We start from the raw sequence: 23,196 nt of genomic DNA on the forward strand, positions 1-23,196 counted from the left end.
GGGGTGAGTGTGGTATTATAATAAAGCACGACTGCGACAGATATGCGTTGAAGCGGGAGGTTGCGGCGCAAATGCGCCGGTTTTTCCGTGGAGTATGTCCGATTTTAAACCGGGCGACAAATATTTTGAGCGTGCGGAGGGTTCCGCTTTGCGGCCTTTTGCGCTCAGACGTTTTGAACCTACCCGGATTTCGTCTGAAAAAAGAAATCCGGTTTTTCATTTGGGAATGAAGAAACACCCGGCACGGTGTTCAGGTTTTAAACGTCGCCCGCCAACTACAATAAGGAGGCGATTTTCCAGTGGCAGTCAAGGAGAAAATCAGGATCAGAATCAAAGGGTACGACCATCAGCTGGTGGACCAGTCCGCCGAAAAGATTGTTGCAACCGCAAAACGTACGGGCGCAAGGGTTTCCGGACCCGTTCCGCTCCCGACCGAAAAGCAGATCATCACCATTCTGCGCGCCGTCCATAAATACAAGGACAGCCGCGAGCAGTTTGAGATGAGAACCCACAAGAGACTGATCGACATTCTGCGCCCGTCAAACAAGACGGTTGAGGCCCTGATGGGTCTGGAACTCCCCGCAGGCGTTGAAGTTGAGATTAAGCTCTGACTTTAACCAACCGGCGGCCGGGGTCAAGTTGGTTTAATAAGCCAACCAATAACCTGCACAGGAGGTAATTAAGGAATGAAAAAAGGGATTATCGGCAAGAAGATCGGCATGACGCAGATCTTTGACGAAAACGGCAAAGTCATCCCCGTAACGGTCGTGGAAGCCGGACCCTGCGTGATTTCGCAGAAGAAGACCGTGGAAAACGACGGCTACGAGAGCATTCAGATGGGCTACGGCGATCTGAAAGCGGCAAAGGTGACCAAACCGATGAAGGGGCATTTTGCCAAAGCGGACGTCGCCCCGAAGAAAACGCTTCGTGAGTTCCGTTTCGAGGATACGTCGTCTTACAACGTCGGCGACCTGATCAAAGCGGATGTCTTTGAGACTGGCGACAAAATCGATGTGACCGGCGTGAGCAAAGGTAAAGGATACGCCGGCGTCATCAAGCGCTGGAACTTCCAGCGCCTGAAGGAAACCCACGGTTCCGGCCCGGTTGCCCGCCACGGCGGCTCCAACGGCGCGTGTTCGACTCCGTCCAGGGTGCTGCCCGGCATGAAAATGGCCGGCCATCTGGGCGCGGAGCAGGTAACGGTTCAGAACCTGACCGTTGCGAAGGTGGACGTTGAAAACAACCTGATCGCCATCCGGGGCGCAGTTCCCGGCCCCAACGGCGGCATTGTAGTGATCCGCGACAGCGTGAAAGCTGCCAGGGCGTAAGGGAAGGAGGAATCGGAATGCCTACAGTAGCAGTACTTGATATGGCCGGCAAGGAAGTCGAAAAGATGGACCTGGCCGAGGCGGTGTTCGGAATTGAACCGAACAAATCGGTGATGCACGACATGGTGGTAAACCATCTTGCAAACCTGCGCCAGGGCACACAGTCGGCAAAAACCCGCGCGGAAGTTTCCGGCGGCGGCAGAAAACCGTGGAGGCAGAAGGGCACGGGCCACGCAAGACAGGGCTCCACGCGTTCTCCGCAGTGGAGACACGGCGGTATCGTTTTCGCACCGAAGCCGCGCGATTACAGCTATACGCTGAATAAGAAGGTACGCCGTCTCGCGATCAAATCCGCTCTTTCCAGCAAGGTACTCGACAGCGCTATGATCGTGCTCGACAGCATTTCCCTGGACGCATATAAGACCAAATCCATCGCGGCGATGCTCAGTGCAATCGGATCCGACAAAAAGACCCTGATTGTTCTGCCGAACGTGGACGAAAAAGTGATTGCTTCCTCCCGGAACATCCCCGGCGTAAAGACCGCTGTGGTCAACACGCTGAACGTCTACGATATTCTGGACGCCGACAAATTCATTGTCGTCAAGGACGCGGTGGCTCAGATTGAGGAGGTGTATGCTTAAATGGCAGCACAGGATATTATCCTCCGCCCGATTGTGACGGAGAAAAGCATGGCCGGCATCGGCGAGAAAAGGTACACCTTCGAAGTTGCCAAATCCGCGACAAAAATTGATATTGCCCGCGCCGTGGAAGAACTGTTCGGCGTGAAGGTCAACAAGGTCAACACCCTCCACGTCCGCGGCCATCTGCGCCGTCAGGGCAAAACCCAGGGCTACACCAGCTCCTGGAAGAAAGCGGTTGTCACCCTGACCGAGGGCAGCAAAACGATTGAATTTTTTGAAGGCATGATGTAATCTCTGCCTGCATGAAATAGAGCAGAGGCATGGATGGGGAAGCGGCATTTCCCCGCAAAGCCATCATGAGGAGTGTGAAAGAATGCCAACCATAAATTTTAAACCGACCACGGCTTCCCGGCGCAACATGTCCGTTATGGATTATAAGATCCTGACGAAAAAGGCACCGGAAAAAAGCCTTTTAGAGTCCCTCCCGAACAATTCCGGCCGCAACAGCTACGGCCGCATCACCGTCCGCCACCGCGGCGGCAAGAACCGCAGGAAGTACCGCCTGATCGATTTTAAGCGTCAGAAATTCGACGCGCCGGGCAAGGTCATCGGCATTGAGTATGACCCGAACCGTTCCGCGTTCATCGCGCTGGTTCAGTATGAAGACGGCGACAAGAGCTACATCATCGCTCCGGACGGCCTCAAGGTCGGCGATACGGTGGTTTCCGGCGCTTCCGCAGACATTAAGCCCGGCAACGCGCTTCCGCTGGAAAACATCCCGACCGGTACGTTCATCCACAACGTTGAACTGTATCCCGGCAAGGGAGCCCAGCTTGCCCGCGCGGCAGGCATCATGGCTCAGCTGATGGCAAAGGAAAACGGAATGGCGCTGCTGCGCCTGCCCTCCGGCGAACTTCGCAACGTGCCGATCACCTGCATGGCGACAATCGGCCAGGTCAGCAACGTAGACCACGAAAACATGAAGATCGGCAAGGCCGGGCGCAAACGCCATATGGGCTTCAGGCCGACCGTACGCGGTTCCGTCATGAACCCGAACGACCACCCGCACGGCGGCGGCGAGGGCAGAGCCCCAATCGGACGCCCCGGACCGGTTACCCCATGGGGCAAGCCGACCCTGGGTTACAAGACCCGCGCTCATCACAATCGCTCCGACAAGATGATTGTCAAGCGTAGAAACGGCAAATAAGGCGTGCAGAAAGGAGCTTGCAAGTTATGAGCAGAAGCATAAAAAAGGGTCCTTATGTTCAGCCTGTGCTGCTTAAAAGGATTCAGGAGATGAATGCGGCCGGCGAAAAGAAAATCGTCAAGACCTGGAGCAGGTCCTCAACGATTTTCCCCGACTTTGTCGGCCATACGATAGCGGTTCACGACGGCCGCAAGCATGTCCCGGTTTATGTAACGGAGGACATGGTGGGTCACAGGCTGGGCGAGTTCGCCCCCACCCGTACCTTCAAGGGACATTCCGGCTCTAAAACAACGGCGCCGGGCAAATAACGGCTGAAAGGAGTGTATCGCATGGAAGCAAGGGCTTATCTGAAATATGCCCGCATCTCTCCCCGCAAGGTTCAGATTGTTCTGGATCTGATCCGCAACAAACCGGTCGACGTTGCGATGGCTATCCTGAAGCATACGCCGAAGGCCGCGAGCGAGAGTCTTGAAAAACTGCTGAAATCGGCCATGGCCAACGCCGAGAACAATCACAATATGGATGTTTCCAAACTGTATGTTTCTCAGTGCTTTGTCTCCCCTGGTCCGATCCTCAAACGCATCCGTCCAAGAGCGCAGGGGCGTGCGTTCCAGATTTTAAAGAGGACTTCGCACGTGACCATGGTGCTCAAAGAACAGGAATAAGCTGAGGAGGAGGTAAATTATGGGCCAGAAAGTCAATCCGCACGGGTTCCGTGTGGGCATTATTAAGGACTGGGATTCCCGCTGGTTTGCGAAGGACAATGCCTTCGGCGACACGCTTGTCGAAGACTACAAGCTGCGCAGGCAGCTGTTAAAGCAGCTGAAACCGGCAGGCGTACCGAAAATAGAGATTGAACGCGACGCCTCCAAGGTACGCCTTCACATTCATTGCGCAAAGCCGGGTATTGTCATCGGCAAGGGCGGCAGTGAAATTGATAAACTTCGGCTGCAGTGCGAAAAGGCGCTGGGCAAACCCGTTACGATCAATATCGTTGAGGTGAAAAGCCCTGACCTGAACGCGCAGTTGGTTGCCGAGAATATCGCGCAGCAGCTTGAAAAGAGAATGTCTTTCCGCCGCGTACTCAAACAGAGTATCGGCCGCGCCATGAAGATGGGCGCCAAGGGAATTAAAACGCAGGTCTCCGGCCGCCTGGGCGGCGCGGAAATCGCGAGAAGAGAACAGTATCATGACGGCACGATTCCTCTTCAGACCATTCGTGCCGATATCGATTACGGCTTTGCCGAGGCCGCCACGACTTACGGGCGGATCGGAGTGAAAGTCTGGATCTACAGGGGCGAGGTGCTGCAGGACAGCCGCAAGCCCCGCAGGGAAGGGGGCAGCAAATAATGCTGATGCCAAAGCGCGTGAAATACCGCAAAGTACAGCGCGGCCGCATGACCGGGAAATGTACCCGCGGCAATCAGATTGCTTACGGTCAGTATGGCCTTCAGGCGTTGGAACCGGCATGGATTACCGCCAACCAGATCGAGGCGGCCCGTGTTGCCATGACCCGTTACACCAAAAGATTCGGGCAGGTCTGGATTAAAATTTTCCCGGATAAACCGGTGACCAAAAAACCTGCCGAAGTCCGCATGGGTTCCGGTAAAGGTGCCCCCGAGTACTGGGTGGCAGTTGTAAAGCCGGGCAGGATTATGTTTGAAATGGGCGGCGTTTCTGAAGAGACCGCAAAGGAAGCTCTTCGTCTTGCGTCCAACAAACTGCCGATCCGGTGCAAATTTGTTGCCAAGGAAGAAACGGATGGTGAGCAGTCATGAAGCCAACGGAAGTCAGACAATTAAGCGCGGAAGAGCTTGAAAGCAAGCTGAAAGATTTAAAGGCCGAGCTTTTCAACCTCCGTTTCCAGCTTACCATTAATCAGCTCGACAACCCGATGCGTATTAAGGCTGTTAAGAAGGACATCGCCCGTATCAAGACCGTTTTGCGCGAAAATGAACTCAAAGACAGCGCCAATGCGTAACGGAAGGGAGGATTAAGCGTGAGCGACAGAAATATCAGAAAAACCGAGGTAGGCAAAGTCGTCAGCAACAAAATGGATAAAACCATCGTTGTTGCGGTGGAAGACAGCGTGAAGCACCCGCTTTACAAGAAAGTTGTCAAGCGCACCATTCACCTGAAGGCGCATGACGAAAACAACGAATGCACCATCGGCGACCGCGTGCGCGTGATGGAAACCCGTCCGTTAAGCAAGGACAAAAGATGGCGTCTTGTCAAGATATTGGAGAAGGCCAAGTAATCTTGGCCCCTAAGCAAAGGAGGAACGCACCGTGATACAACAACAGACATACCTCAACGTTGCCGACAATACCGGCGCGAAGCAGCTTATGTGCATCCGCGTGCTTGGCGGTACCGGCAGAAGGTACGCTAATATCGGCGATGTCGTTGTCGCGTCGGTCAAGAAAGCGGCGCCGGGCGGCACCGTGAAAAAGGGCGACGTGGTCAAGGCGGTGATCGTGCGCACCGCTTCGGGTGTTCGCCGCGAGGACGGGACCTATATCCGATTCGACGAGAACGCCGCCGTGCTCATCAAGGACGACAAAAATCCAACGGGCACACGTATTTTTGGCCCGGTGGCCAGGGAATTGCGCGACAGGGACTATTTAAAGATTTTAAGTCTTGCCCCTGAAGTGCTTTAATGGGAGGTGCTCGCTGATGATAAAAAAGATTCATGTTAAAACCGGTGACACCGTTATTGTTTTAAACGGCAAAGACCGCGGCAAGAAGGGCAAAGTCCTTCAAGTCAGCCCCAAAGAGGGTAAGGTCATTGTAGAGGGCATTAACATGGTGAGTAAACATGTAAAGCCCCGTAAAATGGGCGAGGAGGGCGGCATCGTGAAAGCCGAGGGCGCCCTGTACGCCTGCAAGGTTCAGCTTGTCTGCCCCCACTGCGGCAAAACCACCCGTGTCTCTCACAAGCTGTATGAGGACGGCACGAAGGAACGCATTTGCAAAAAATGCGGCGAAGCGCTGTAAGGAGGATAAACATGGCAAGGATGAAGGAGATATATCAGAGGGAAATCGCACCGTCGCTGATGAAGAAGTTTTCCTACAAAAGCGTCATGCAGATTCCCAAACTGGATAAGATCGTGATTAACATTGGCGCCGGCGAAGCCAAGGAAAATTCCAAGGTGATCGACTCCGCAATGAGCGACCTTTCCATTATTACCGGGCAGAGACCCGTTGTGACCACCGCAAAAAAGTCCGTCGCGAACTTTAAAGTGCGCGCCGGGATGAAAATCGGCGTCAAAGTTACGCTGCGCGGCGACAGAATGTATGAATTCGTGGACCGCCTTTTCAACGTGGCGCTTCCGCGCGTCAGGGACTTTCGCGGCATTAACCCGAATTCCTTCGACGGCAGGGGCAACTACAACATGGGCGTCAAGGAACAGCTGATTTTTCCGGAAATTGATTACGATAAAATCGACAAGGTCCGCGGAATGGACATCTGCTTTGTGACGACCGCGAAAACCGACGAGGAATCCAGAGAGCTTTTAACGCTGCTCGGCGCCCCGTTTGCGAAATAAGGAGGGATTCTTGTGGCCAAAACTTCTATGAAGGTCAAACAGAGAAGGGAACAGAAATTCTCTTCCCGTGAGTACAACCGTTGCAAAATCTGTGGCAGGCCGCACGCCTATCTTCGCAAATTCGGTATCTGCCGCATCTGCTTTAGGGAGCTTGCCTATAAAGGCGAGATTCCCGGCGTAAAAAAGGCGAGCTGGTAAAGAAGGAGGAGACGGCATGCAGATTACAGATACGATTGCCGATTTGCTTACCCGCATCCGCAATGCGAGTTCCGCGAAGCATGATTCCGTGGAGATCCCCGCTTCCAACATGAAAAAAGCGATTGTGCAGATTCTGGTGGACGAGGGTTATGTCCGGAACTATACGGTGATAGAGGACGGCAAGCAGGGAATCATCAAAGTGAACCTGAAATATGGCGAGGGGAAGACCACCGTCATTAACGGCCTGCGCAGAGTTTCAAAGCCGGGCCTTCGCATTTATTCCAACGCCGAGGACCTGCCCAAAGTGATGAAGGGCTTGGGCATCGCGATCATCTCGACTTCCAAGGGAGTCATGACGGACCGTGAAGCCCGCAAGCAGAACATGGGCGGCGAAGTTCTCGCGTTTATTTGGTAACAAGGGGGTGCAGCAATGTCGCGAATTGGAAGAAAACCCATAAATATTCCCGCCGGCGTCACCGTATCGGTTGACGGCAGCGTTGTATCGGTGAAGGGCCCGAAGGGAACCCTGACGCAGAAGGTTCATCCGAATATGAACGTCAGCGTTGAGGAAAACCTGATTCATGTGACCCGTCCCAACGATGAAAAAGAAAACAAATCCCTGCACGGCCTGACCCGTTCGCTCATTCACAATATGGTGGTCGGCGTAACGGAAGGCTTTAAGAAGGAACTGGACGTCAACGGCGTTGGTTACCGTGTTCTGAAGCAGGGGAAGAACCTGGTCATGAACCTCGGTTATTCCCATCAGGTAACGGTTCCGGAAGTGGACGGCATTACCATTGAATGTCCCACGGCGAACAAGATCGTGATTCTTGGCCCTGATAAGCAGCAGGTCGGGCAGTTCGCAGCTGAAGTCCGCGAGAAACGTCCGCCGGAGCCGTATAAGGGCAAGGGAATCCGCTATGCGAATGAACATGTCCGCCGCAAGGAAGGCAAAGCCGGTAAGGGCGCAAAGAAGTAATGAAGGAGTGAATCATAAATGGTGAATAAGGCTGACACCAACAAAGCCAGATTGAACCGCCACCGCAGAGTGCGCGGCAAGATTTCGGGCACGGCCGAGTGCCCGCGCCTGAATGTATTTCGCTCTACCAACAACATCTACGCCCAGGTGATTGACGATGTAAGGGGAGTAACGCTTGCATCGGCTTCCTCACTGGACAAGGATTTTAATGGTAACGGCGGAAACAAGGAAGCCGCACGCAAGGTTGGCGAGCTGATTGCAAAACACGCCGTCGAAAAGGGCATTGAACAGGTCGTTTTTGACCGCGGCGGCTATCTTTACCACGGCCGCGTCAAAGAGCTGGCCGAAGGCGCCCGTGAGGGCGGCCTCAAGTTCTGACAAAGGAGGAGGAAAAACTTTTGGCTAGATTTGACGCATCACAAACGGAAATGAAAGAGCATGTGGTTGCCATCAACCGCGTTTCGAAAACCGTAAAGGGCGGCCGTATCTTCAAGTTCGCGGCGCTGGTCGTTGTCGGCGACGGCAACGGAACCGTCGGTTTCGGCATCGGCAAGGCGGGCGAAGTTCCCGACGCGATTCGCAAGGGAATTGAAGACGCGAAAAAGAACCTGATCAAAGTTTCCATGCGCGGATCGACCATTCCGCATGAAATCATCGGCGCGTACGGCGCGGGCAGAGTTCTGATGAAACCCGCTGCACCCGGTACCGGCGTAATCGCCGGCGGCCCGGTTCGTGCGGTCGTGGAAGCCGCCGGCATCCGCGACATCCGTACCAAGGCGCTTCGGTCCAACAACCCGTGCAACGTCGTCCGCGCGACGCTGGACGGCATGAAAAAACTCCGCAGTGCGGAACAGGTCGCAAAAACGCGCGGTAAATCGGTTAAAGAATTATTTGCATAAGGAGGGCGCGCAGGATGGAACAGCTGAAAGTCACGCTGGTCAAAAGCCTGATCGGCAGCAAAAAGGACCAGATTGCAACCGCCCGGTCCCTTGGTCTTACCAAAATCGGCGATTCATCGGTTCAGCCCGAAAATGAGCAGACCAAAGGTAAGGTGCAGAAAATTATCCACCTCATCGAGGTAAGCAAAGCGTAAGATAAGGAGGTGCGAATGTATGAAGTTACATGATCTAACTTCGGTACCGGGGTCCACAAAAGAGCCCAAAAGGATCGGAAGAGGGGCAGGCTCCGGCCAGGGTAAAACCGCGGGCAAAGGCCACAAGGGCCAGAAGGCGCGTTCCGGAGGCTCAATTCGTCCGGGCTTTGAAGGCGGCCAGATGCCTTTGCAGCGCCGCCTCCCGAAAAGGGGCTTCACCAATATTTTTGCCAGCAGCGTCAAGACTGTGAACGTAGGCACCCTCAACAAGTTTGAAGACGGCGCAACGGTTGACACACAGGCTTTGATCGATGCAGGTATCGTGAAGGTTTGCTGCGATGGGATTAAGATCCTGGGCAACGGCAAACTGGAGAAAAAGCTGAACGTAAAGGTTTCTGCCTTCTCTGAATCCGCCAGGCAGAAGATTGAGGCCGCTGGCGGGAAGGCCGAGGTGATCTGAGGTGTTCAAAACCATCAAGAATGCCTGGTCGATCCCCGATCTCCGTCGTAAGATGCTCTTTACACTGTTTATTATCGTTGTATTCCGTTTTGGCGCGGCCATTCCTGTACCGTTCTTGAATACGGACGCCCTGAAAGGATTAATGACGGAGGTCGGAAAGACCGGAACAGCACTGAGTTATCTAGACATGCTGTCCGGCGGCGCCTTTGCAAACGCAACGCTGTTTGCAATGAGCGTTACGCCGTACATTAACAGTTCCATTGTCATCCAGCTTCTCACCGTCGCGATTCCGGCGCTGGAGCGCATGGCGAGGGAAGGGGAGGAAGGCCGCAAGCGCCTTGGCGCGATTACCCGTTATGTGGCGATCGTGCTGGCCCTGATTCAGGGCACCTCCTATTATTTCTATCTGCGCAACAGTTCCTATCAGGGAACTCCGATCGCAGAATACACACACGGCTGGCAGGCTGTGTTTGCCGCGTTCGTCATAATCATGACCTTTACGGCGGGCGCCGCGCTGATGATGTGGCTGGGCGAGCAGGTCAACCAGTTCGGCATCGGCAACGGAATTTCCATTCTGCTGTTCGCCGGCATTGTCGCAAGACTGCCGCACACAATCCAGACACTGGGTACTTTCTTGCAGGCCGCGTCTCAGGACCCGAGCAGCTTCGGAAAGTATTACTTCCTGGTCCCGATGTTTGCCGTTCTGTTCCTCGTGATCGTGTGGGTCATCGTCTTTATGTATGACGCGGAACGCCGCATCCCCGTTCAGTACGCGAAGCGCGTGGTCGGGCGGAAGATGTACGGCGGGCAGAGCAGCCATATTCCGATTAAAATCGGAATGTCCGGCGTTATGCCGATTATCTTTGCCAGCTCAATCCTAGTAATTCCAAGCACCATCCGTCTGTTCATGGGCAACCGTGTGGCGACGGGATTCTGGAGAAGCTTCTTTGACGCGTTCTCCTCGACGGGATGGCTCTACTCGTTCCTGTATTTTTTCCTGATTATTCTCTTCGCATATTTTTATATGACAATCCAGTATAATCCCATTGAGATGGCCAATAATCTCCGTCAGAGCAACGGCACCATTCCCGGCATTCGTCCGGGCAAGTCGACCAGTGATTACATTGCCAGGGTCCTTTCCAAGGTAACCTTTATCGGCTCGCTGTTCCTTGGGTTTATTGCGCTGATGCCGATTATTTTCGGTGCGACAACCGGGATGAGCAATCTTTCGGTCGGCGGCACATCCATCCTGATTCTTGTCGGCGTAGCCCTGGAAACCGTAAAACAGATGGAATCCCAAATGATGATGCGGCATTACAAAGGCTTCCTCGATTGATGAAGGAGTGGTTCTTATGAATTTTATTTTTCTTGGCGCACCCGGCGCGGGGAAGGGAACCCAGGCGGAAGTCCTTTCCCGCGAAAAGGGAATTCCCACTATATCAACGGGCAATATCATTCGAAGCGCGCTGAAAAGCGGCACGGAAATGGGACTGCGCGCGAAGGCCTACACGGAATCCGGCAAGCTGGTTCCGGACGAGATCGTGATCGGAATTATCCGTGAGCGCCTCGCCGAACCGGACTGCAAAAACGGGTTTATTCTGGACGGCTTTCCGCGCACCATTCCCCAGGCCGAGGCTCTGGACAAAATGGGCATCGTCATCGACCGGGTCATCGACATCGAGGTGACCGAGCAGATGATTATGAACCGTTTGTCCGGACGCCGTGTCTGCGAAAATTGCGGCGCCTCCTACCATGTGGTAAACAAAAAGCCAAAGGTGGAGGGCGTGTGCGACCTTTGCGGAGGCACCCTTGTTCAGCGCAAGGATGACCAGCCGGAGACGATTCAGGCGCGGCTGAAAGTATATCACGAGCAAACGGAACCTCTTAAGGCATATTATGAGAAACAAGGCAAGCTCCGCGTAGTGCAGGGCTGCGATATTGTTTCCGATACGACCCGGGCCGTACTCGACGCAATCGAGGCTTGATTTTATGATCGTTTTGAAAACTGCTAGAGAACTTAAAATCATGAGGCAGGCGGGCCGGATCGCGGCGAACGCGCTGAAAGACGCGGGCGCCGCGGTTGAGCCTGGCGTTTCCACGTGGGAAATCAGCCATGTGGCCCGCCGCACAATCGAGAAAGCGGGCGCGAAGCCCACGTTCCTCGGGTACGGCGGATTTCCCGCCAGCGCCTGTGTTTCCGTAAACAATGTAGTCATCCATGGCATACCAAGCAAAAGACAGATCATCAGGGAGGGCGACATCGTCAGCATTGACGTCGGCGCGACCTACGAGGGTTTCGTCGGTGACAACGCCTTTACCTTTCCGTGCGGCAAGGTCAGCCGGGAGGCACAGGCCCTGATGGACGCGACGCGGGAAAGCCTTTACGAGGGCATCCGGGCCGCCGTGGCCGGAAACCGGCTCGGCGACATCGGCAGCGCGGTTCAGCGGTATGCCGAAGCTCGCGGTTACTCGGTGGTACGTGATTTCGTCGGCCACGGAGTAGGCGCGAAGATGCACGAAGACCCCAGTGTTCCCAATTACGGCACCCCCGGAAGGGGCGTGCGCCTGTTGCCGGGCATGACCATCGCCATCGAGCCGATGGTGAATGAAGGAGTGGCGGGAGTACAGACGCTGGAGGACGGTTGGACGACCGTCACGGCGGATGGAAAGCTGGCTGCTCACTTTGAGCATTCCATTGCGATTACCCCGGACGGACCGGTCATTCTGACCGTTCCGGACTAAGGGGGAAGACATGGAATTCATCAGAGGACTGGTGGTCCGGTCCGCTGCCGGGCGTGACAAGGGCGGCTTTTTCGCGGTGCTTGGGGCACAGGCCGGTTCCGTCACCATCTGTGACGGAAAGCGGCGCAGCCTGCAGCACCCCAAGAAGAAAAATGTGATACACCTTTTTCCCACAAAAACACTGCTGCCCGAACAATCATTGCAGACCAATCGTGAAATTCGACGGGCCCTTGCCGCTTTTGAAGCCGGGGACCGCTTTCCACAAGAGGAGGCAAATGTATGTCGAAACAGGACGTAATTGAAACTGAAGGCATCGTTACCGAAGCCCTGCCGAACGCCATGTTTACGGTGGAGCTTCCCAATCACCACACGATTCTCGCGCATATTTCCGGCAAACTGAGGATGAATTTCATCCGCATTCTGCCCGGCGACAAGGTTACCATTGAGCTGTCGCCGTACGACCTGACGCGCGGGCGCATCACGTGGCGTTCGAAATAACTGAAGATCTCTGCAAGGAGGGACCTCGAATGAAAGTCAGACCTTCTGTAAAGAAAATGTGTGAAAAATGCAAAGTCATTAAGCGCAAGGGTAAGGTCATGGTGATCTGCGAAAACCCCAAGCATAAACAGCGCCAGGGCTAAGGCGCAAACCTAACTAACAACGGAGGTGCAACCAGTATGGCGCGTATAGCAGGTATTGATCTGCCGAGGGATAAGCGCATTGAGATTGCTCTAACTTATATTTTCGGTATCGGCCGCAAGACGGCTACCCAGATCTGCGCGGAAGCAGGCATAGATCCGAACGTCCGTGTCAGGGATCTTTCGGAAGACGACGCGGCAAAAATCAGGGAATACATCGAGCACCACTGCCGCGTGGAAGGCGACCTTCGCCGCGACATCGCGTTCGATATCAAAAGGCTGATTGAAATCGGCTGCTACCGCGGTGTCCGTCACCGCAGAGGGCTTCCGGTCAGGGGTCAGCGCACGAAGACCAACGCGCGTACCCGCAAGGGACCGAGAAAGACCATGGCCAACAAGAAGAAATAATCTGGGAGGGATATCATAAATGGCAGCACAGAAAAACGCGGGAGCAAAAAAGGGTTCCAGTGTGCGCAGACGCCGTGAACGCAAGAATATCGATCGTGGCTCCGCTCATATTCAGTCCACTTTCAACAATACGATTGTTACCATTACCGACGTTCAGGGCAACGCGGTTTCCTGGGCAAGCTCCGGCGAACTCGGATTCAGGGGCTCCAGAAAATCCACTCCTTTTGCCGCCCAGACCGCGGCGGAAACCGCTGCGAAAGCGGCCATGGAACACGGCATGAAATCGGTTGAAGTATACGTTAAAGGCCCGGGCTCCGGGCGTGAGGCCGCAATCCGCGCGCTGCAGGGCGCCGGGCTGGAGGTCAGCATGATCAAGGACGTAACGCCGATTCCCCACAACGGATGCCGTCCGCCGAAGAGAAGACGCGTATAACCGATTTTTTAGGAGGTGCAACCAAAATATGGCAAGATATACAGATTCCGTCTGCAAGCTCTGCCGCAGAGAAGGCCAGAAGCTTTTTCTGAAAGGCGAAAGATGCTACGCGGACAAATGCGCGGTAACGCGCAGAGCATATGCGCCCGGTCAGCACGGCCAGGGTCGCAAGAAGACCTCTGAGTACGGCCTTCAGCTGCGCGCCAAGCAGACGGCGAAGCGCTACTACGGCGTACTGGAATCCCAGTTTTTGAAATATTATGAAATGGCCACCAAAAAGGAAGGCAAGACCGGCGATGAGCTGCTGATCCTTTTGGAGCGCAGGCTTGACAATATTGTTTACCGCCTCGGCTGGGCCAGCTCCAGAGCGGAAGCCCGCCAGCTTGTTGTTCACGGTCACTTTACCGTAAACGGCGGCCGTGTCGACATCCCGTCTTTCCTGGTGAAACCGGGCGATGTGGTTTCTATTAAGGACAAAAGCCGCAAGAGCGATAAATTCAAATCGGTGCTCGAGGCGAATGCTTCCCGTCCTGTGCCCAAGTGGCTTGACGTAAACCGCGAGACCCTGGAAGGCAAAATCCTTGCACTGCCCACGCGTGAAGAGATTGACCTTGCGGTTGACGAGACTCTCATTGTTGAGTTGTACTCCAAGTAACGTGTTCTGCAGCGCAGGAGCCATCACGGCAGATAAATTGATCCGCTACAGATCAAGGAGGGTCGCTAATGATCGAGATTGAGAAGCCTAAAATTGAGACGAATGAACTATCGGGCGACGGTACGTACGGCAAATTCATCGTCGAGCCTCTGGAACGGGGGTTTGGCACCACGCTGGGCAACAGCCTTCGGCGCGTACTTCTGTCGTCCTTGCCGGGAGTTGCGGTAACGTCGATCAAGATCGACGGCGTTCTGCATGAGTTTTCAACCATACCCGGCGTGAAAGAGGATGTCACCGAGATCATCCTGAATATCAAGGGACTGACGGCGAAGCTGCACTGCGACGGACCCAAAACGGTTGAGATTTGCGCCGAAGGGCCGTGTGAAGTGACGGCCGACTCAATCAAGTGCGACAGCGAGGTGGAAATCCTCAACCCGGACATGCACATTGCAACGCTGGGGGACGGCGCCAAACTGTATATGGAACTCACTTTGGACAAAGGGCGCGGCTATGTTTCCGCAGAGCGGAACAAGCAGAACATGAGCGCCAGCATTATCGGTGTGCTTCCCGTGGATTCCATTTACACTCCGGTTTATAAGGTGAACTATAACGTGGAACCGACCCGCGTCGGCCAGAGCATCGACTTCGACAAGCTGACGCTCGAGGTCTGGACCAACGGGGTGATCGGGGCTCAGGAGGCGGTTTCCCTTGCCGCGAAGGTCCTGACCGAACACCTGAATCTGTTTGTCGACCTGTCCGACAAGGGCAGCAGCACCGAGATCATGGTGGAAAAGGACGACAAGGGCAAGGAAAAAGTGCTTGAGATGACGATTGAGGAGCTGGACCTTTCGGTCCGTTCCTTCAACTGCCTCAAGCGCGCCGGAATCAACACGGTTGGCGACATCATCGGCAAGTCGGAAGACGACATGATGAAGGTCCGCAACCTTGGACGCAAATCCCTCGAAGAGGTTGTCTGGAAGATGGCCTCTCTCGGTTTCAATCTGCGCAAGGACGATGAATAGTCCTTTGCGGAACCTAAGGTAAAGGAGTGAACATTCGATGCCCGGAACCAGAAAACTCGGAAGAACCACCGACCACAGAACGGCTATGCTCAGGGCGATGGTAACCTTTCTTTTGGAAAAAGGTAAAATCGAAACAACGGTGACCCGCGCCAAGGAAGTCCGTTCCATGGCGGAAAAGATGATCACCATTGCGAAAGAAGATACTCTTGCCAACAAGCGCCTTGTAAACGGCTTTGTAACGAAGGAAGATGTTACCCACAAGCTGTTTGCCGAGATCGCGCCGAAATACGCCGAACGCAACGGCGGATATACACGCATTACGAAGATCGGCCCCCGCCGCGGGGACGCAGCCGAAATGGCGATTATCGAACTTCTGTAATTCTTTGATTTAATAGAAAACCGGATGTACTCCACATGGAGCGCATCCGGTTTTTTGTCATTCGCGGGAAAAAGCCCCGGGCGCCTTGAGGCGCAGCCGGTAAAAACAGGACTTTGCACGTATAGGAAGAACTCCCGGCTGTACCGGGGATGGGAACTATTATTTGACAAAGGAATTTATAGATGGTATGGTTATTATAAAATAGGCAAAAAGAGATGAGAACGGTGAAGAGGAAAAGGGCTGCATATCTTGTTTATTTGCTTTTGCTGCCGCTGCTGCTTCTTGCGATGGCGTTTGCCGAAAACGGGCTGCAGATGATGACGGCAAAGGCTTCCGCATGGTGCTTATGGGGCTGGAAGTTTTTTCTGACCGTTTTTTCCGCGGCGCTGATTGCTCTTGATCTCTTTCTGGCGCGCCGTGCGGATATTACAAAAAAATCCCTCTGCCTGATCAAACTGGCATATTCCGTATTTTTAATTGCGTTATGCGCGGCCCTGCTCCGGGGCCTTGCGCATCAGATCGTTCCCTACAAGCCGACGATGCTGACTCCCGCGCTGATTTTTGTCCCGTCCCTCCTGTATGCGGCCGGGTATCAGTTATCCACCTCATGCTATTTTTCGAAGGGCGGCGGTCGACAATAGGTTTTCGGGATTTCATTGAGAGGAAAGGGGCTTGCAGATGGAGTTCTGGATAGAAGCGTTGAAAAACGGATTTTTCATGTTCCTGACCATTTTACTGATTGCATTGTTTTTCCGTATCTTTTCCGCCGTACTCACCAAATGGCTGCGGTGGATCTCACGCTATCTTCGCTTGTTTCTGAAAAGAATGTTTCGGCCCTCGTCGCTGTACCGATAGAAAATGCGGGACCTCGCCGGCAGGCATGAAAAACCAATTTGGGGAGATGGTTTCCATATGTCATCCCGCTTCAAAACAGGGCAGAGTATCGCTGCGGCTAAGGGAGCAATTTTATATGAGGCGGGGATCTCCTTATTATGAAACCAATTAGAAGCAGCGGTCGGCACATGGGATTTCGTTGCGGACGCTCATACTGCGGTGAGGAAAGAATCGACAAACAAAAAAGGGAGCCGTTTCCCAAGTTGGGGAACGGCTCCCTTGCTGCGGTGAGGACACTTATTTGCTTTTTGCCGGAATCACGCGCGCGCGCACGATTTCCGGAAGCTGTTCCAGATGCTCGGCGGTGTCCTCGGTGACTTCTCCGGTCACGTCGAGAATCACATAGGCATAGTCCTTTTTCGCCTTGCTCTGCATGTTTTCAATGTTGATATTCGCGTTTGCCAGAATGCCGGACAGCTTGCTGATGACGTTCGGCACGTTCCTGTGGAACAGGCAGATGCGGGTAAAGCCGTTGCGCGCCATCGAAACGGACGGCAGGTTGACCGCGTTGCGGATGTTTCCGTTTTCGAGATAATCGATCAGCTCGTCCGCGGCCATCCGCGCGCAGTTGTCCTCCGATTCGGGTGTGGAGGCGCCAAGGTGCGGAAAGGCAAGGACGTTTTCAACACCAAGCAGGCTGTCGTCCGGAAAATCGGTCGCATAGGTGGCGACCTTTCCGGATTTCACCGCCGCCAGCACGTCCGGCCGGTTGAACAGCCCGCCGCGCGCGAAGTTAAGAAGATGCACGCCGTCTTTCATTTTAGAGATCGCTTCCGCGTTGATCATTTCTTTGGTATCGGGCAGCAGCGGCACATGGACGGTGATATAGTCGCTTTCCGCGTAAATGTCATCCAGAGAATGCGCGTGCTTTACGGAGCGGGAGAGCCCCCAGGCGGCGTCCACCGAAAGATACGGGTCGTAGCCGAGCACTTCCATCCCGAGGGAGTGAGCCGCGTTCGCGACCAGAATCCCGATTGCGCCCAGGCCGATGACGCCGAGCGTTTTTCCCTTGATTTCAGGGCCGACGAACTGGCTTTTACCTTTTTCGACCAGTTTGCCGACCTCGTCCCCTTTGCCTTTCAGGGTTTTCGCCCATTCAATCCCCGATACAATCCTTCGGGAGGACATCAGCAGCCCGGCGAGAACCAGCTCCTTGACCGCGTTCGCGTTTGCGCCTGGGGTGTTGAACACGACGATTCCCTTTTCGCTGCACTTGTCGATCGGGATATTGTTAACCCCCGCACCGGCGCGGGCAACCGCCAGCAGGTTTGCCGGCAGTTCCATTTCGTGCATCGAGGCGGAGCGGACAAGAATCGCTTCCGGGTTTTCCACGCTGTCGGAGCAGCTGTAGTTTTCGCCGAAACGGCCGGTTCCGACAGGCGATATTTTGTTCAGGCACTTAATCTGGTACATGGGTTGATTCCTCCGTTCTCACGCGTTTTTCCGTTCAAAATCCTTCATGAACGCAACCAGCTTTTCCACGCCCTCAACCGGCATGGCATTATAAATGGAAGCGCGCATTCCGCCCACGGTGCGGTGCCCCTTCAGGTTGACGAAGCCCTCCGCCGTCGCTTCCGAAACAAATTTCGCGTCAAGCGCGGTATCGCCCGTCACGAACGGAACGTTCATCAGGGAGCGGTCTTTCGGAACGACCGTGCCGCGGAACAGCTTGGAGCCGTCAAGAAAATCGTAAAGCAGCCCGGCCTTTTTCCGGTTAATCTTTTCCATTTCGGAAAGCCCGCCGACGGTGTTTTTCAGCCAGTCAAGCACCAGCATGCAGATGTAGATCGAATAGCACGGGGGAGTGTTGAACATCGAGCCGTTGTCGGCGTGCGTCTTGTAATTCAGCATGGTCGGAGTGAAATCCATCGCGTTGCCGATCAGGTCGTCGCGGACGATTACAACGGTCAGGCCCGCGGGCGCCATGTTTTTCTGCGCGCCCGCGTAGAGAAGCCCGAATTTGGAAACGTCGATCGGTTCGCTCAGAATGCAGGAGGATACGTCCGCCACAAGCGGAACGTCGCCGGTCTGCGGCAGCTCATGATAAGCGGTGCCGTAAATCGTGTTGTTCAGGCAGATGTGGAAATAATCGGCGTCCTTGGAAAAGGTGCCGGGGTCAAGCTCCGGAATATAGGTGAAGGTCTTATCCTTGGAGGACGCGACCACATTCCCTTCGCCGTAGCGGGCGGCTTCTTTCCAGGCCTTTGTCGCCCACTGGCCGGTCAGCACAAAGTCCGCCTTATGATGTTTGTTCATCAGGTTCAGCGGTATCATCGCGAACTGGGAGGAAGCGCCGCCCTGCAGGAATAAAACCTTGTAGTTGCAAGGAATTTCCATTATTTCGCGAAGCAAATTCTCCGCGGAACAGATGATCCCCTCGTATTCGCCGGATCGATGGGACATCTCCATGACGGATTGACCGCAGCCCTTATAATCGAGCATTTCGTCCGCGGCGCGGCGAAGAACGGCTTCCGGCAGCATGGATGGGCCTGCGGAAAAGTTGTACACACGTTTCATGATGAACCTCCAATTTAATGTTTTTACAGCCTAACCAATAATTATTAATTATAATGCGGTCTGCTGGAAAACGCAAGCAGCGAATTGCATTGCTAAAGTGATATTTTTTCATAATATGACTTTGTTTGCCAAAAGTGTGAACCAATTCGCCTGCTTTTCGGGGTCGTTTCATGCTGTAAGGCTTATGTTCTTTACAGAAAAAGCATGGCGAATTTAATACAAATTTGGTAGAATTAAATAAATAAAAATTTCTGTGTAACAAAACGCCTTCTTGAGTTGTTATCTATATGAAATAAATTCGCGTGGGATCCGCTGAGAGCATATACAATCCAACCGCATGATGTTTTCAGTCTGAATGCTCTTTACAAATGAAGGAGGTAATTGTAATGAAAAAGTTTCTTTTCAGTGTATTGACGTTCCTTTTCCTTTTGACTTCCTGTGCTGCAAATCCCAAGCCATCCGCGCCGGTTAAAGCAAATGCGATTTCGGTTTCATCGTCCGCTTGTAAGCCGGTCGAATATTCGCAGCAGCAATCTGATTGTATAGGCACTTTGCCGCAGACGTTACAGGATGTTGAAGATCGCAGCGACTGCATTGTTCAGGGCGTGCTTCAGGATGATGCCAAGCCGAACATACAGTATATGGAAGTTACTTTGTCGTCCGGAAAAGAGCAGCAGGTTCCTACGTTCGGAACCACAGTATCTACACTGAAAGTCACAAAGACTTATAAAGGAAATCTTAAAGAGGGAGATACGATCCCACTGGGCGAAGAGTACTTTTGCATTGATTACAGTGATAAAAAAATGGTATGTTATGACGGAAATTATCTGCCCTCTAAGACAGGAAAGGAGTATTTATTCTTTTTGGTGGACCGTATGAGCGAGACAGCCTGGTGGGGCGGAGATTATCTTCCGCTGGACTGTGAACTTGGCCGCTATCCCGTTGTGAAACAAAATTCGGTTCGCGCGCAGTCCATTGATTCCATGTCGAATGAAGAGCTGAACCTTGGCAAAGATGACGCGGCTCATTACAAAAGCATCTACAAAGAAGTCATTGCAAAGTACATGAGCTGAAATAAAACAGGAAATACCCGCTCCGGAAATTGTTTTTTCGGGGCGGGTGCTTTTCAGTCGAATCTGTGAAAAGTCGGGAGGATTGAAATTGAAAAAATTTTATGCCGGTTTCTTTTTATGGCTGCTGCTTTCGGCAGTGCTCGGTTCCTGGAGACCGGGTGTGAATCGGAATTTTCTGCGGGGAGACATAGTCGCCTATGTTCAGTCGGATGCGGCGGTCGATTACCTGATTCCTCAAAATCTGGAGGAGCTTGAGGCGGGCTGTACGGACATCGTGCAGGGAGTTTTCCGGGGCGCAGGAAACCGGCAGGCAAATCAACACGTAATGGCGGAGAGTGACTTCACAGTGGAAGACGGGGCGGAAAATGTGATTCCGGGAGCATTGGAATTCCCGGACCGGACGGTCACGGTTTCGTCCCTGCAAATTACAAAGGTGCTGAAAGGGGAACTGCGGGCCGGACAAGCCATTCCCCTGGGCGAAGAATATCATCGGGAAGAAAAGGACGGAAAAGAAAAGATTTACTATAACCTCGATTATCTGCCCAGCGCCGCAGGACGGGAATATTTGTTTTTCTTGAATGAGGACAACGATGCGTCAAGTACTTTTTACGGACTTTATTGCCCTTATTCCGGGGCGTGGGGGCGTTATCGGGTGAGAAGCGCCGAAGAATTAAATAGGCGCTCCGTTGATTCTATGATCAAGTGGGAATTGGAATTCGGGCGCGACAGCGCGGATGGTTACAAAAGCATCTACAAAGAAGTCATTGCAAAATACATGAGCTGAGGGTTTTCCCGAAAGCCCGTCCAGGATTCTTTCTGAGTCCGGACAGGCTTTTTTTACGCGCCGTGTTTGAAGCCCGTCGGTTTTATGCTATAATAACCGGAGAGGTGATACCGTTGGGAAAATTCAGGCGCGCGGCGCTCTGGGTTCTTGGAATCCTTTCCGCTTTGGGGCTTGTCTGGTTTATCGGGCCGATCCACTGGAACGTGTTGAATATCGGCAATATTTCGGGGATTGCGGTTTGCCTGTTGATTTTGGCGTGTGTGCTTTTGTCCGGCAGGATCAATGCCTTATGCGGCAAAAACCGCGCGGTAAAAAAACTGAAAACAGCGGTTCTGGTTCTGTTCTGCGCCGGCCTTCTGTGGGCGGCGGTGCTGACCGGCCTGATGGTTTCGGGTGCGACCTCCGCCCCGCCGGAAACGGCGACGGTGCTGGTTTTGGGCAGCAAGGTGAGCGGGAACGTTCCCAGCGCGGACCTGAGGGAACGGATTGAAGCGGCGGCAAATTATCTGAACGCTCATCCGGCCGCGGTCTGCGTTGCCTGCGGCGGGCAGGGGCGCGGCGAAAACCGAACGGAAGCGGAAGTCATCCGGCAAGGTCTGGTCAGCCGGGGAGTCGACGCTTCCCGCGTTTTTCTGGAAGACCGGTCGACTTCCACGCAGGAAAATATATCCAACGCACAAAAGATCATCGGCCAAAACGCCCTGAACCGCGGGCTTGCGATCGTCACGGACGAATATCACGAATATCGCGCCTGTTCGATTGCGCGCGGACTCGGCGCTTCGGCGTGGGCGGTTCCCGCGCATACGCCGTGGTATATTTTCTCGGCCTGCTGGGCGCGGGAGCTGCTGGCGCTGTCCGCCTATCTGCTCCTGCCGTAAGGCGAGCCCTGTTTCCAGTCAGTCAAACGGAGGTGCAAATGGAAAAACTCTTGCTTCGCGGCGCGCGGCTTGTCGACCCGTCCCGCGCAATGGATGAAACCGGAGACCTGCTGATCTGCGGCGGCAAAATCGCGCGGCTGGGCGGAACGGTCGACTGCGGGGACGCGCGGGTGATCGAAGCGTCCGGCCTTGTCGCCGCGCCGGGCCTCGTGGACCTGCACGTCCATCTGCGTGAGCCGGGGTTTTCGGAAAAGGAAGATGTTCTGTCCGGCTGCCGCGCGGCGGCGGCGGGCGGGGTCACCAGCCTGCTCTGCATGCCGAACACGCGCCCTGCTCTGGACCGCGCGGAAACGGTGCGCGGGGTGCTGGAGAAGGCGAAACAAGCGGATGCCCGCGTCTATGTTGCCGCCGCGATCACCAAAGGGCTTGCGGGCGCGGAGCCGACCGATCTGAAAGAACTCAGAGAGGCCGGAGCCGCGGCGGTTAGCGACGACGGCAGGCCGGTCGCCGACTCGGCTCTGATGGCCGGAGCAATGCGGGAAGCGGCGAAACTCGGCCTTTTCGTAACTTCCCACTGCGAGGACCTTTCGCTGGCGGGCGGCGGGAAGCTGAACGAGGGCGAGGTGTCGCGCGCGCTGGGCGTTCCGGGAATTCCCGCCGCCGCGGAGGACTGCGGCACCGCGCGCGAGCTGGCGCTGGCGGAGGCGTATCATCTGCCGGTGCACATCTGCCATGTCAGCACGAAAACCTCCGTCGGGATGATTCGGGACGCAAAGCGGCGCGGGGCTCCGGTTACCTGTGAAACCGCGCCGCATTATTTTGCTCTGACCGAAAGGGAACTGCTGCGGCGCGACGCGGATTACCGCATGAATCCGCCGCTTCGCGCGGAGGAAGACTGCCAAGCTGTGGCGGAAGGGCTGCGGGACGGAACGATCGATGTGATCGCGACCGATCACGCGCCGCACACGCCGCGGGAGAAGGCGGATTTTCTAAGCGCCCCGAGCGGCGCGGTCGGCATGGAAACCAGTCTCGCGGCAGGAATCACGTTTTTGGTTCTGCCGGGGCTTCTGTCCCTGCCGGAGCTGATCCGGAAAATGTCAGCCGCTCCGGCGCGCCTGCTCGGCATTCCGGGCGGAACGCTGGAACCCGGCGCTTCGGCGGACGTCGTGCTGTTCGACTCCGCGGAGCGCTGGACGGTCGACCCGTCAAAACTGCACGGGAAGAGCCGGAATGCGGTTATGAAAGGTATGGAGCTGACGGGCCGCGTCATCATGACGATCCTGAATGGAATGATTGTTTATCAAAAGGAACTGTAAGGAGGA

General features: G+C 54.5%; 40 protein-coding genes. 38 read left to right on the forward strand and 2 right to left on the reverse strand.

Annotated elements, in window-relative coordinates; genetic code table 11:
• The first annotated feature begins 299 nt into the window (after positions 1-299).
• The 34 genes from rpsJ to ACLQ3M_RS08840 all read left to right on the forward strand — a co-directional run bounded on the left by rpsJ (position 300) and on the right by ACLQ3M_RS08840 (position 16,583).
• Positions 300-611 carry a 30S ribosomal protein S10 gene (rpsJ, locus tag ACLQ3M_RS08675; RefSeq protein ID WP_066650219.1) on the forward strand — a complete coding sequence of 104 codons (312 nt, stop codon included), beginning with the start codon at positions 300-302 and terminating at the stop codon, positions 609-611.
• Positions 612-686: 75 nt separating this feature from the next.
• Positions 687-1,328 carry a 50S ribosomal protein L3 gene (rplC, locus tag ACLQ3M_RS08680; protein ID WP_411677302.1) on the forward strand — a complete coding sequence of 214 codons (642 nt, stop codon included), beginning with the start codon at positions 687-689 and terminating at the stop codon, positions 1,326-1,328.
• Positions 1,329-1,345: 17 nt separating this feature from the next.
• On the forward strand, positions 1,346-1,969 hold the full coding sequence (gene rplD / locus ACLQ3M_RS08685) for a 50S ribosomal protein L4 (protein WP_411677303.1): 624 nt from the start codon (positions 1,346-1,348) through the stop codon (positions 1,967-1,969).
• On the forward strand, positions 1,970-2,260 hold the full coding sequence (gene rplW / locus ACLQ3M_RS08690; RefSeq protein ID WP_066650226.1) for a 50S ribosomal protein L23: 291 nt from the start codon (positions 1,970-1,972) through the stop codon (positions 2,258-2,260).
• Positions 2,261-2,342: 82 nt separating this feature from the next.
• Positions 2,343-3,176 (forward strand): 50S ribosomal protein L2, encoded by an 834-nt coding sequence (rplB, locus tag ACLQ3M_RS08695; RefSeq protein ID WP_411677304.1) that lies wholly within the window; start codon positions 2,343-2,345, stop codon positions 3,174-3,176.
• A gap of 26 nt (positions 3,177-3,202) precedes the next feature.
• Entirely contained in the window at positions 3,203-3,484 is a 282-nt protein-coding gene (gene rpsS, locus ACLQ3M_RS08700) for a 30S ribosomal protein S19 (protein ID WP_066650228.1), read from the forward strand.
• 21 nt (positions 3,485-3,505) lie between these two features.
• Positions 3,506-3,841, forward strand: coding sequence for a 50S ribosomal protein L22 (rplV, locus tag ACLQ3M_RS08705; protein ID WP_066650230.1), 336 nt, complete (start codon positions 3,506-3,508; stop codon positions 3,839-3,841).
• Positions 3,842-3,860: 19 nt separating this feature from the next.
• A complete protein-coding gene (gene rpsC / locus ACLQ3M_RS08710; RefSeq protein WP_411677305.1) occupies positions 3,861-4,526 on the forward strand; it encodes a 30S ribosomal protein S3 in 666 nt (221 codons plus the stop codon).
• Entirely contained in the window at positions 4,526-4,954 is a 429-nt protein-coding gene (rplP, locus tag ACLQ3M_RS08715; RefSeq protein WP_411677306.1) for a 50S ribosomal protein L16, read from the forward strand. Before rpsC ends, rplP begins: the two co-directional genes overlap by 1 nt.
• A complete protein-coding gene (rpmC, locus tag ACLQ3M_RS08720) occupies positions 4,951-5,157 on the forward strand; it encodes a 50S ribosomal protein L29 (protein WP_066650233.1) in 207 nt (68 codons plus the stop codon). The genes rplP and rpmC overlap by 4 nt, the downstream gene beginning before the upstream one ends.
• A gap of 18 nt (positions 5,158-5,175) precedes the next feature.
• Positions 5,176-5,433, forward strand: coding sequence for a 30S ribosomal protein S17 (gene rpsQ / locus ACLQ3M_RS08725; RefSeq protein WP_411677307.1), 258 nt, complete (start codon positions 5,176-5,178; stop codon positions 5,431-5,433).
• A 31-nt stretch (positions 5,434-5,464) separates the two neighbouring features.
• On the forward strand, positions 5,465-5,833 hold the full coding sequence (gene rplN, locus ACLQ3M_RS08730) for a 50S ribosomal protein L14 (RefSeq protein WP_066650235.1): 369 nt from the start codon (positions 5,465-5,467) through the stop codon (positions 5,831-5,833).
• A 19-nt stretch (positions 5,834-5,852) separates the two neighbouring features.
• Positions 5,853-6,170: a 50S ribosomal protein L24 gene (gene rplX / locus ACLQ3M_RS08735; RefSeq protein ID WP_330594086.1), complete on the forward strand. Its 318-nt coding sequence runs from the start codon at positions 5,853-5,855 to the stop codon at positions 6,168-6,170.
• An 11-nt stretch (positions 6,171-6,181) separates the two neighbouring features.
• The gene (rplE, locus tag ACLQ3M_RS08740) at positions 6,182-6,721 is read left to right on the forward strand and encodes a 50S ribosomal protein L5 (protein ID WP_156991270.1); all 540 of its coding nucleotides are present in this window, start codon (positions 6,182-6,184) and stop codon (positions 6,719-6,721) included.
• Between the two features lie 12 nt (positions 6,722-6,733).
• Positions 6,734-6,919, forward strand: a complete 186-nt coding sequence (locus tag ACLQ3M_RS08745) for a type Z 30S ribosomal protein S14 (protein WP_066650243.1) — start codon at positions 6,734-6,736, stop codon at positions 6,917-6,919.
• A gap of 16 nt (positions 6,920-6,935) precedes the next feature.
• The gene (gene rpsH / locus ACLQ3M_RS08750) at positions 6,936-7,334 is read left to right on the forward strand and encodes a 30S ribosomal protein S8 (protein ID WP_411677308.1); all 399 of its coding nucleotides are present in this window, start codon (positions 6,936-6,938) and stop codon (positions 7,332-7,334) included.
• A 15-nt stretch (positions 7,335-7,349) separates the two neighbouring features.
• A complete protein-coding gene (rplF, locus tag ACLQ3M_RS08755) occupies positions 7,350-7,898 on the forward strand; it encodes a 50S ribosomal protein L6 (protein WP_411677309.1) in 549 nt (182 codons plus the stop codon).
• A gap of 18 nt (positions 7,899-7,916) precedes the next feature.
• Positions 7,917-8,276, forward strand: coding sequence for a 50S ribosomal protein L18 (rplR, locus tag ACLQ3M_RS08760; protein WP_066650246.1), 360 nt, complete (start codon positions 7,917-7,919; stop codon positions 8,274-8,276).
• A 20-nt stretch (positions 8,277-8,296) separates the two neighbouring features.
• The gene (gene rpsE, locus ACLQ3M_RS08765) at positions 8,297-8,797 is read left to right on the forward strand and encodes a 30S ribosomal protein S5 (protein WP_066650247.1); all 501 of its coding nucleotides are present in this window, start codon (positions 8,297-8,299) and stop codon (positions 8,795-8,797) included.
• Positions 8,798-8,811: 14 nt separating this feature from the next.
• Complete coding sequence (gene rpmD, locus ACLQ3M_RS08770) at positions 8,812-8,991, forward strand: 50S ribosomal protein L30 (RefSeq protein WP_411677310.1); 180 nt, start codon at positions 8,812-8,814, stop codon at positions 8,989-8,991.
• Positions 8,992-9,010: 19 nt separating this feature from the next.
• The gene (rplO, locus tag ACLQ3M_RS08775; RefSeq protein WP_411677311.1) at positions 9,011-9,451 is read left to right on the forward strand and encodes a 50S ribosomal protein L15; all 441 of its coding nucleotides are present in this window, start codon (positions 9,011-9,013) and stop codon (positions 9,449-9,451) included.
• Between the two features lies 1 nt (position 9,452).
• On the forward strand, positions 9,453-10,787 hold the full coding sequence (secY, locus tag ACLQ3M_RS08780; protein WP_411677312.1) for a preprotein translocase subunit SecY: 1,335 nt from the start codon (positions 9,453-9,455) through the stop codon (positions 10,785-10,787).
• Between the two features lie 16 nt (positions 10,788-10,803).
• Positions 10,804-11,436: an adenylate kinase gene (locus ACLQ3M_RS08785; protein ID WP_411677313.1), complete on the forward strand. Its 633-nt coding sequence runs from the start codon at positions 10,804-10,806 to the stop codon at positions 11,434-11,436.
• Positions 11,437-11,440: 4 nt separating this feature from the next.
• Positions 11,441-12,193, forward strand: coding sequence for a type I methionyl aminopeptidase (gene map / locus ACLQ3M_RS08790; RefSeq protein ID WP_411677314.1), 753 nt, complete (start codon positions 11,441-11,443; stop codon positions 12,191-12,193).
• Positions 12,194-12,203: 10 nt separating this feature from the next.
• Complete coding sequence (locus ACLQ3M_RS08795) at positions 12,204-12,491, forward strand: hypothetical protein (RefSeq protein ID WP_411677315.1); 288 nt, start codon at positions 12,204-12,206, stop codon at positions 12,489-12,491.
• Positions 12,473-12,691 carry a translation initiation factor IF-1 gene (infA, locus tag ACLQ3M_RS08800; protein WP_066650266.1) on the forward strand — a complete coding sequence of 73 codons (219 nt, stop codon included), beginning with the start codon at positions 12,473-12,475 and terminating at the stop codon, positions 12,689-12,691. Before ACLQ3M_RS08795 ends, infA begins: the two co-directional genes overlap by 19 nt.
• Before the next feature lie 29 nt (positions 12,692-12,720).
• A complete protein-coding gene (rpmJ, locus tag ACLQ3M_RS08805; RefSeq protein ID WP_066650268.1) occupies positions 12,721-12,834 on the forward strand; it encodes a 50S ribosomal protein L36 in 114 nt (37 codons plus the stop codon).
• Positions 12,835-12,870: 36 nt separating this feature from the next.
• A complete protein-coding gene (gene rpsM, locus ACLQ3M_RS08810) occupies positions 12,871-13,239 on the forward strand; it encodes a 30S ribosomal protein S13 (RefSeq protein ID WP_066650269.1) in 369 nt (122 codons plus the stop codon).
• A 19-nt stretch (positions 13,240-13,258) separates the two neighbouring features.
• Positions 13,259-13,672 (forward strand): 30S ribosomal protein S11, encoded by a 414-nt coding sequence (gene rpsK, locus ACLQ3M_RS08815; RefSeq protein WP_156991268.1) that lies wholly within the window; start codon positions 13,259-13,261, stop codon positions 13,670-13,672.
• Positions 13,673-13,700: 28 nt separating this feature from the next.
• A complete protein-coding gene (rpsD, locus tag ACLQ3M_RS08820; RefSeq protein ID WP_066650271.1) occupies positions 13,701-14,327 on the forward strand; it encodes a 30S ribosomal protein S4 in 627 nt (208 codons plus the stop codon).
• Between the two features lie 68 nt (positions 14,328-14,395).
• Complete coding sequence (locus tag ACLQ3M_RS08825; RefSeq protein WP_066650272.1) at positions 14,396-15,349, forward strand: DNA-directed RNA polymerase subunit alpha; 954 nt, start codon at positions 14,396-14,398, stop codon at positions 15,347-15,349.
• A 37-nt stretch (positions 15,350-15,386) separates the two neighbouring features.
• Positions 15,387-15,728, forward strand: a complete 342-nt coding sequence (gene rplQ, locus ACLQ3M_RS08830) for a 50S ribosomal protein L17 (RefSeq protein WP_066650273.1) — start codon at positions 15,387-15,389, stop codon at positions 15,726-15,728.
• Positions 15,729-15,952: 224 nt separating this feature from the next.
• The gene (locus ACLQ3M_RS08835) at positions 15,953-16,369 is read left to right on the forward strand and encodes a hypothetical protein (protein WP_411677316.1); all 417 of its coding nucleotides are present in this window, start codon (positions 15,953-15,955) and stop codon (positions 16,367-16,369) included.
• Positions 16,370-16,406: 37 nt separating this feature from the next.
• Complete coding sequence (locus ACLQ3M_RS08840) at positions 16,407-16,583, forward strand: hypothetical protein (protein ID WP_411677317.1); 177 nt, start codon at positions 16,407-16,409, stop codon at positions 16,581-16,583.
• 276 nt (positions 16,584-16,859) lie between these two features.
• Here the strand turns inward: ACLQ3M_RS08840 and ACLQ3M_RS08845 are convergent, their stop codons facing one another.
• Both ACLQ3M_RS08845 and serC read right to left on the reverse strand, forming a co-directional pair.
• On the reverse strand, positions 16,860-18,035 hold the full coding sequence (locus ACLQ3M_RS08845) for a phosphoglycerate dehydrogenase (protein ID WP_411677318.1): 1,176 nt from the start codon (positions 18,033-18,035) through the stop codon (positions 16,860-16,862).
• A gap of 18 nt (positions 18,036-18,053) precedes the next feature.
• Entirely contained in the window at positions 18,054-19,139 is a 1,086-nt protein-coding gene (gene serC / locus ACLQ3M_RS08850) for a 3-phosphoserine/phosphohydroxythreonine transaminase (protein ID WP_411677319.1), read from the reverse strand.
• 386 nt (positions 19,140-19,525) lie between these two features.
• Here serC and ACLQ3M_RS08855 point away from each other — a divergent pair, with 386 nt between their 5' ends.
• The 4 genes from ACLQ3M_RS08855 (at position 19,526) to ACLQ3M_RS08870 (ending at position 23,190) form a co-directional block, all read left to right on the forward strand.
• Positions 19,526-20,212, forward strand: a complete 687-nt coding sequence (locus ACLQ3M_RS08855; RefSeq protein ID WP_411677320.1) for a hypothetical protein — start codon at positions 19,526-19,528, stop codon at positions 20,210-20,212.
• An 88-nt stretch (positions 20,213-20,300) separates the two neighbouring features.
• Complete coding sequence (locus tag ACLQ3M_RS08860; protein ID WP_411677321.1) at positions 20,301-20,996, forward strand: hypothetical protein; 696 nt, start codon at positions 20,301-20,303, stop codon at positions 20,994-20,996.
• A gap of 113 nt (positions 20,997-21,109) precedes the next feature.
• Positions 21,110-21,874 carry a YdcF family protein gene (locus tag ACLQ3M_RS08865; RefSeq protein WP_411677322.1) on the forward strand — a complete coding sequence of 255 codons (765 nt, stop codon included), beginning with the start codon at positions 21,110-21,112 and terminating at the stop codon, positions 21,872-21,874.
• A 38-nt stretch (positions 21,875-21,912) separates the two neighbouring features.
• On the forward strand, positions 21,913-23,190 hold the full coding sequence (locus ACLQ3M_RS08870; protein ID WP_411677323.1) for a dihydroorotase: 1,278 nt from the start codon (positions 21,913-21,915) through the stop codon (positions 23,188-23,190).
• Positions 23,191-23,196: the final 6 nt, after the last annotated feature.

The organism is Caproicibacter sp. (assembly GCF_046707225.1).
In the GTDB taxonomy this organism is placed as follows: Bacteria; Bacillota; Clostridia; order Oscillospirales; family Acutalibacteraceae; genus Caproicibacter.

Bases quoted from the DNA above. Each gene is read 5' to 3' on its own strand.
- rplQ (WP_066650273.1), top strand. From the start codon at position 15,387: ATGCCCGGAACCAGAAAACTCGGAAGAACCACCGACCACAGAACGGCT.
- ACLQ3M_RS08840 (WP_411677317.1), top strand. From the start codon at position 16,407: ATGGAGTTCTGGATAGAAGCGTTGAAAAACGGATTTTTCATGTTCCTG.
- rpmJ (WP_066650268.1), top strand. From the start codon at position 12,721: ATGAAAGTCAGACCTTCTGTAAAGAAAATGTGTGAAAAATGCAAAGTC.
- rplP (WP_411677306.1), top strand. From the start codon at position 4,526: ATGCTGATGCCAAAGCGCGTGAAATACCGCAAAGTACAGCGCGGCCGC.
- rpsH (WP_411677308.1), top strand. From the start codon at position 6,936: ATGCAGATTACAGATACGATTGCCGATTTGCTTACCCGCATCCGCAAT.
- serC (WP_411677319.1), bottom strand. From the start codon at position 19,139: ATGAAACGTGTGTACAACTTTTCCGCAGGCCCATCCATGCTGCCGGAA.
- rplB (WP_411677304.1), top strand. From the start codon at position 2,343: ATGCCAACCATAAATTTTAAACCGACCACGGCTTCCCGGCGCAACATG.
- ACLQ3M_RS08855 (WP_411677320.1), top strand. From the start codon at position 19,526: ATGAAAAAGTTTCTTTTCAGTGTATTGACGTTCCTTTTCCTTTTGACT.
- ACLQ3M_RS08795 (WP_411677315.1), top strand. From the start codon at position 12,204: ATGGAATTCATCAGAGGACTGGTGGTCCGGTCCGCTGCCGGGCGTGAC.
- rplE (WP_156991270.1), top strand. From the start codon at position 6,182: ATGGCAAGGATGAAGGAGATATATCAGAGGGAAATCGCACCGTCGCTG.
- rplD (WP_411677303.1), top strand. From the start codon at position 1,346: ATGCCTACAGTAGCAGTACTTGATATGGCCGGCAAGGAAGTCGAAAAG.
- rpsK (WP_156991268.1), top strand. From the start codon at position 13,259: ATGGCAGCACAGAAAAACGCGGGAGCAAAAAAGGGTTCCAGTGTGCGC.
- ACLQ3M_RS08845 (WP_411677318.1), bottom strand. From the start codon at position 18,035: ATGTACCAGATTAAGTGCCTGAACAAAATATCGCCTGTCGGAACCGGC.
- rpsM (WP_066650269.1), top strand. From the start codon at position 12,871: ATGGCGCGTATAGCAGGTATTGATCTGCCGAGGGATAAGCGCATTGAG.
- rpsS (WP_066650228.1), top strand. From the start codon at position 3,203: ATGAGCAGAAGCATAAAAAAGGGTCCTTATGTTCAGCCTGTGCTGCTT.
- rplR (WP_066650246.1), top strand. From the start codon at position 7,917: ATGGTGAATAAGGCTGACACCAACAAAGCCAGATTGAACCGCCACCGC.
- rplC (WP_411677302.1), top strand. From the start codon at position 687: ATGAAAAAAGGGATTATCGGCAAGAAGATCGGCATGACGCAGATCTTT.
- ACLQ3M_RS08870 (WP_411677323.1), top strand. From the start codon at position 21,913: ATGGAAAAACTCTTGCTTCGCGGCGCGCGGCTTGTCGACCCGTCCCGC.
- ACLQ3M_RS08825 (WP_066650272.1), top strand. From the start codon at position 14,396: ATGATCGAGATTGAGAAGCCTAAAATTGAGACGAATGAACTATCGGGC.
- rpmC (WP_066650233.1), top strand. From the start codon at position 4,951: ATGAAGCCAACGGAAGTCAGACAATTAAGCGCGGAAGAGCTTGAAAGC.
- rplV (WP_066650230.1), top strand. From the start codon at position 3,506: ATGGAAGCAAGGGCTTATCTGAAATATGCCCGCATCTCTCCCCGCAAG.
- rpsD (WP_066650271.1), top strand. From the start codon at position 13,701: ATGGCAAGATATACAGATTCCGTCTGCAAGCTCTGCCGCAGAGAAGGC.
- rplO (WP_411677311.1), top strand. From the start codon at position 9,011: ATGAAGTTACATGATCTAACTTCGGTACCGGGGTCCACAAAAGAGCCC.
- ACLQ3M_RS08785 (WP_411677313.1), top strand. From the start codon at position 10,804: ATGAATTTTATTTTTCTTGGCGCACCCGGCGCGGGGAAGGGAACCCAG.
- rpmD (WP_411677310.1), top strand. From the start codon at position 8,812: ATGGAACAGCTGAAAGTCACGCTGGTCAAAAGCCTGATCGGCAGCAAA.
- rpsC (WP_411677305.1), top strand. From the start codon at position 3,861: ATGGGCCAGAAAGTCAATCCGCACGGGTTCCGTGTGGGCATTATTAAG.
- map (WP_411677314.1), top strand. From the start codon at position 11,441: ATGATCGTTTTGAAAACTGCTAGAGAACTTAAAATCATGAGGCAGGCG.
- rplF (WP_411677309.1), top strand. From the start codon at position 7,350: ATGTCGCGAATTGGAAGAAAACCCATAAATATTCCCGCCGGCGTCACC.
- infA (WP_066650266.1), top strand. From the start codon at position 12,473: ATGTCGAAACAGGACGTAATTGAAACTGAAGGCATCGTTACCGAAGCC.
- rplW (WP_066650226.1), top strand. From the start codon at position 1,970: ATGGCAGCACAGGATATTATCCTCCGCCCGATTGTGACGGAGAAAAGC.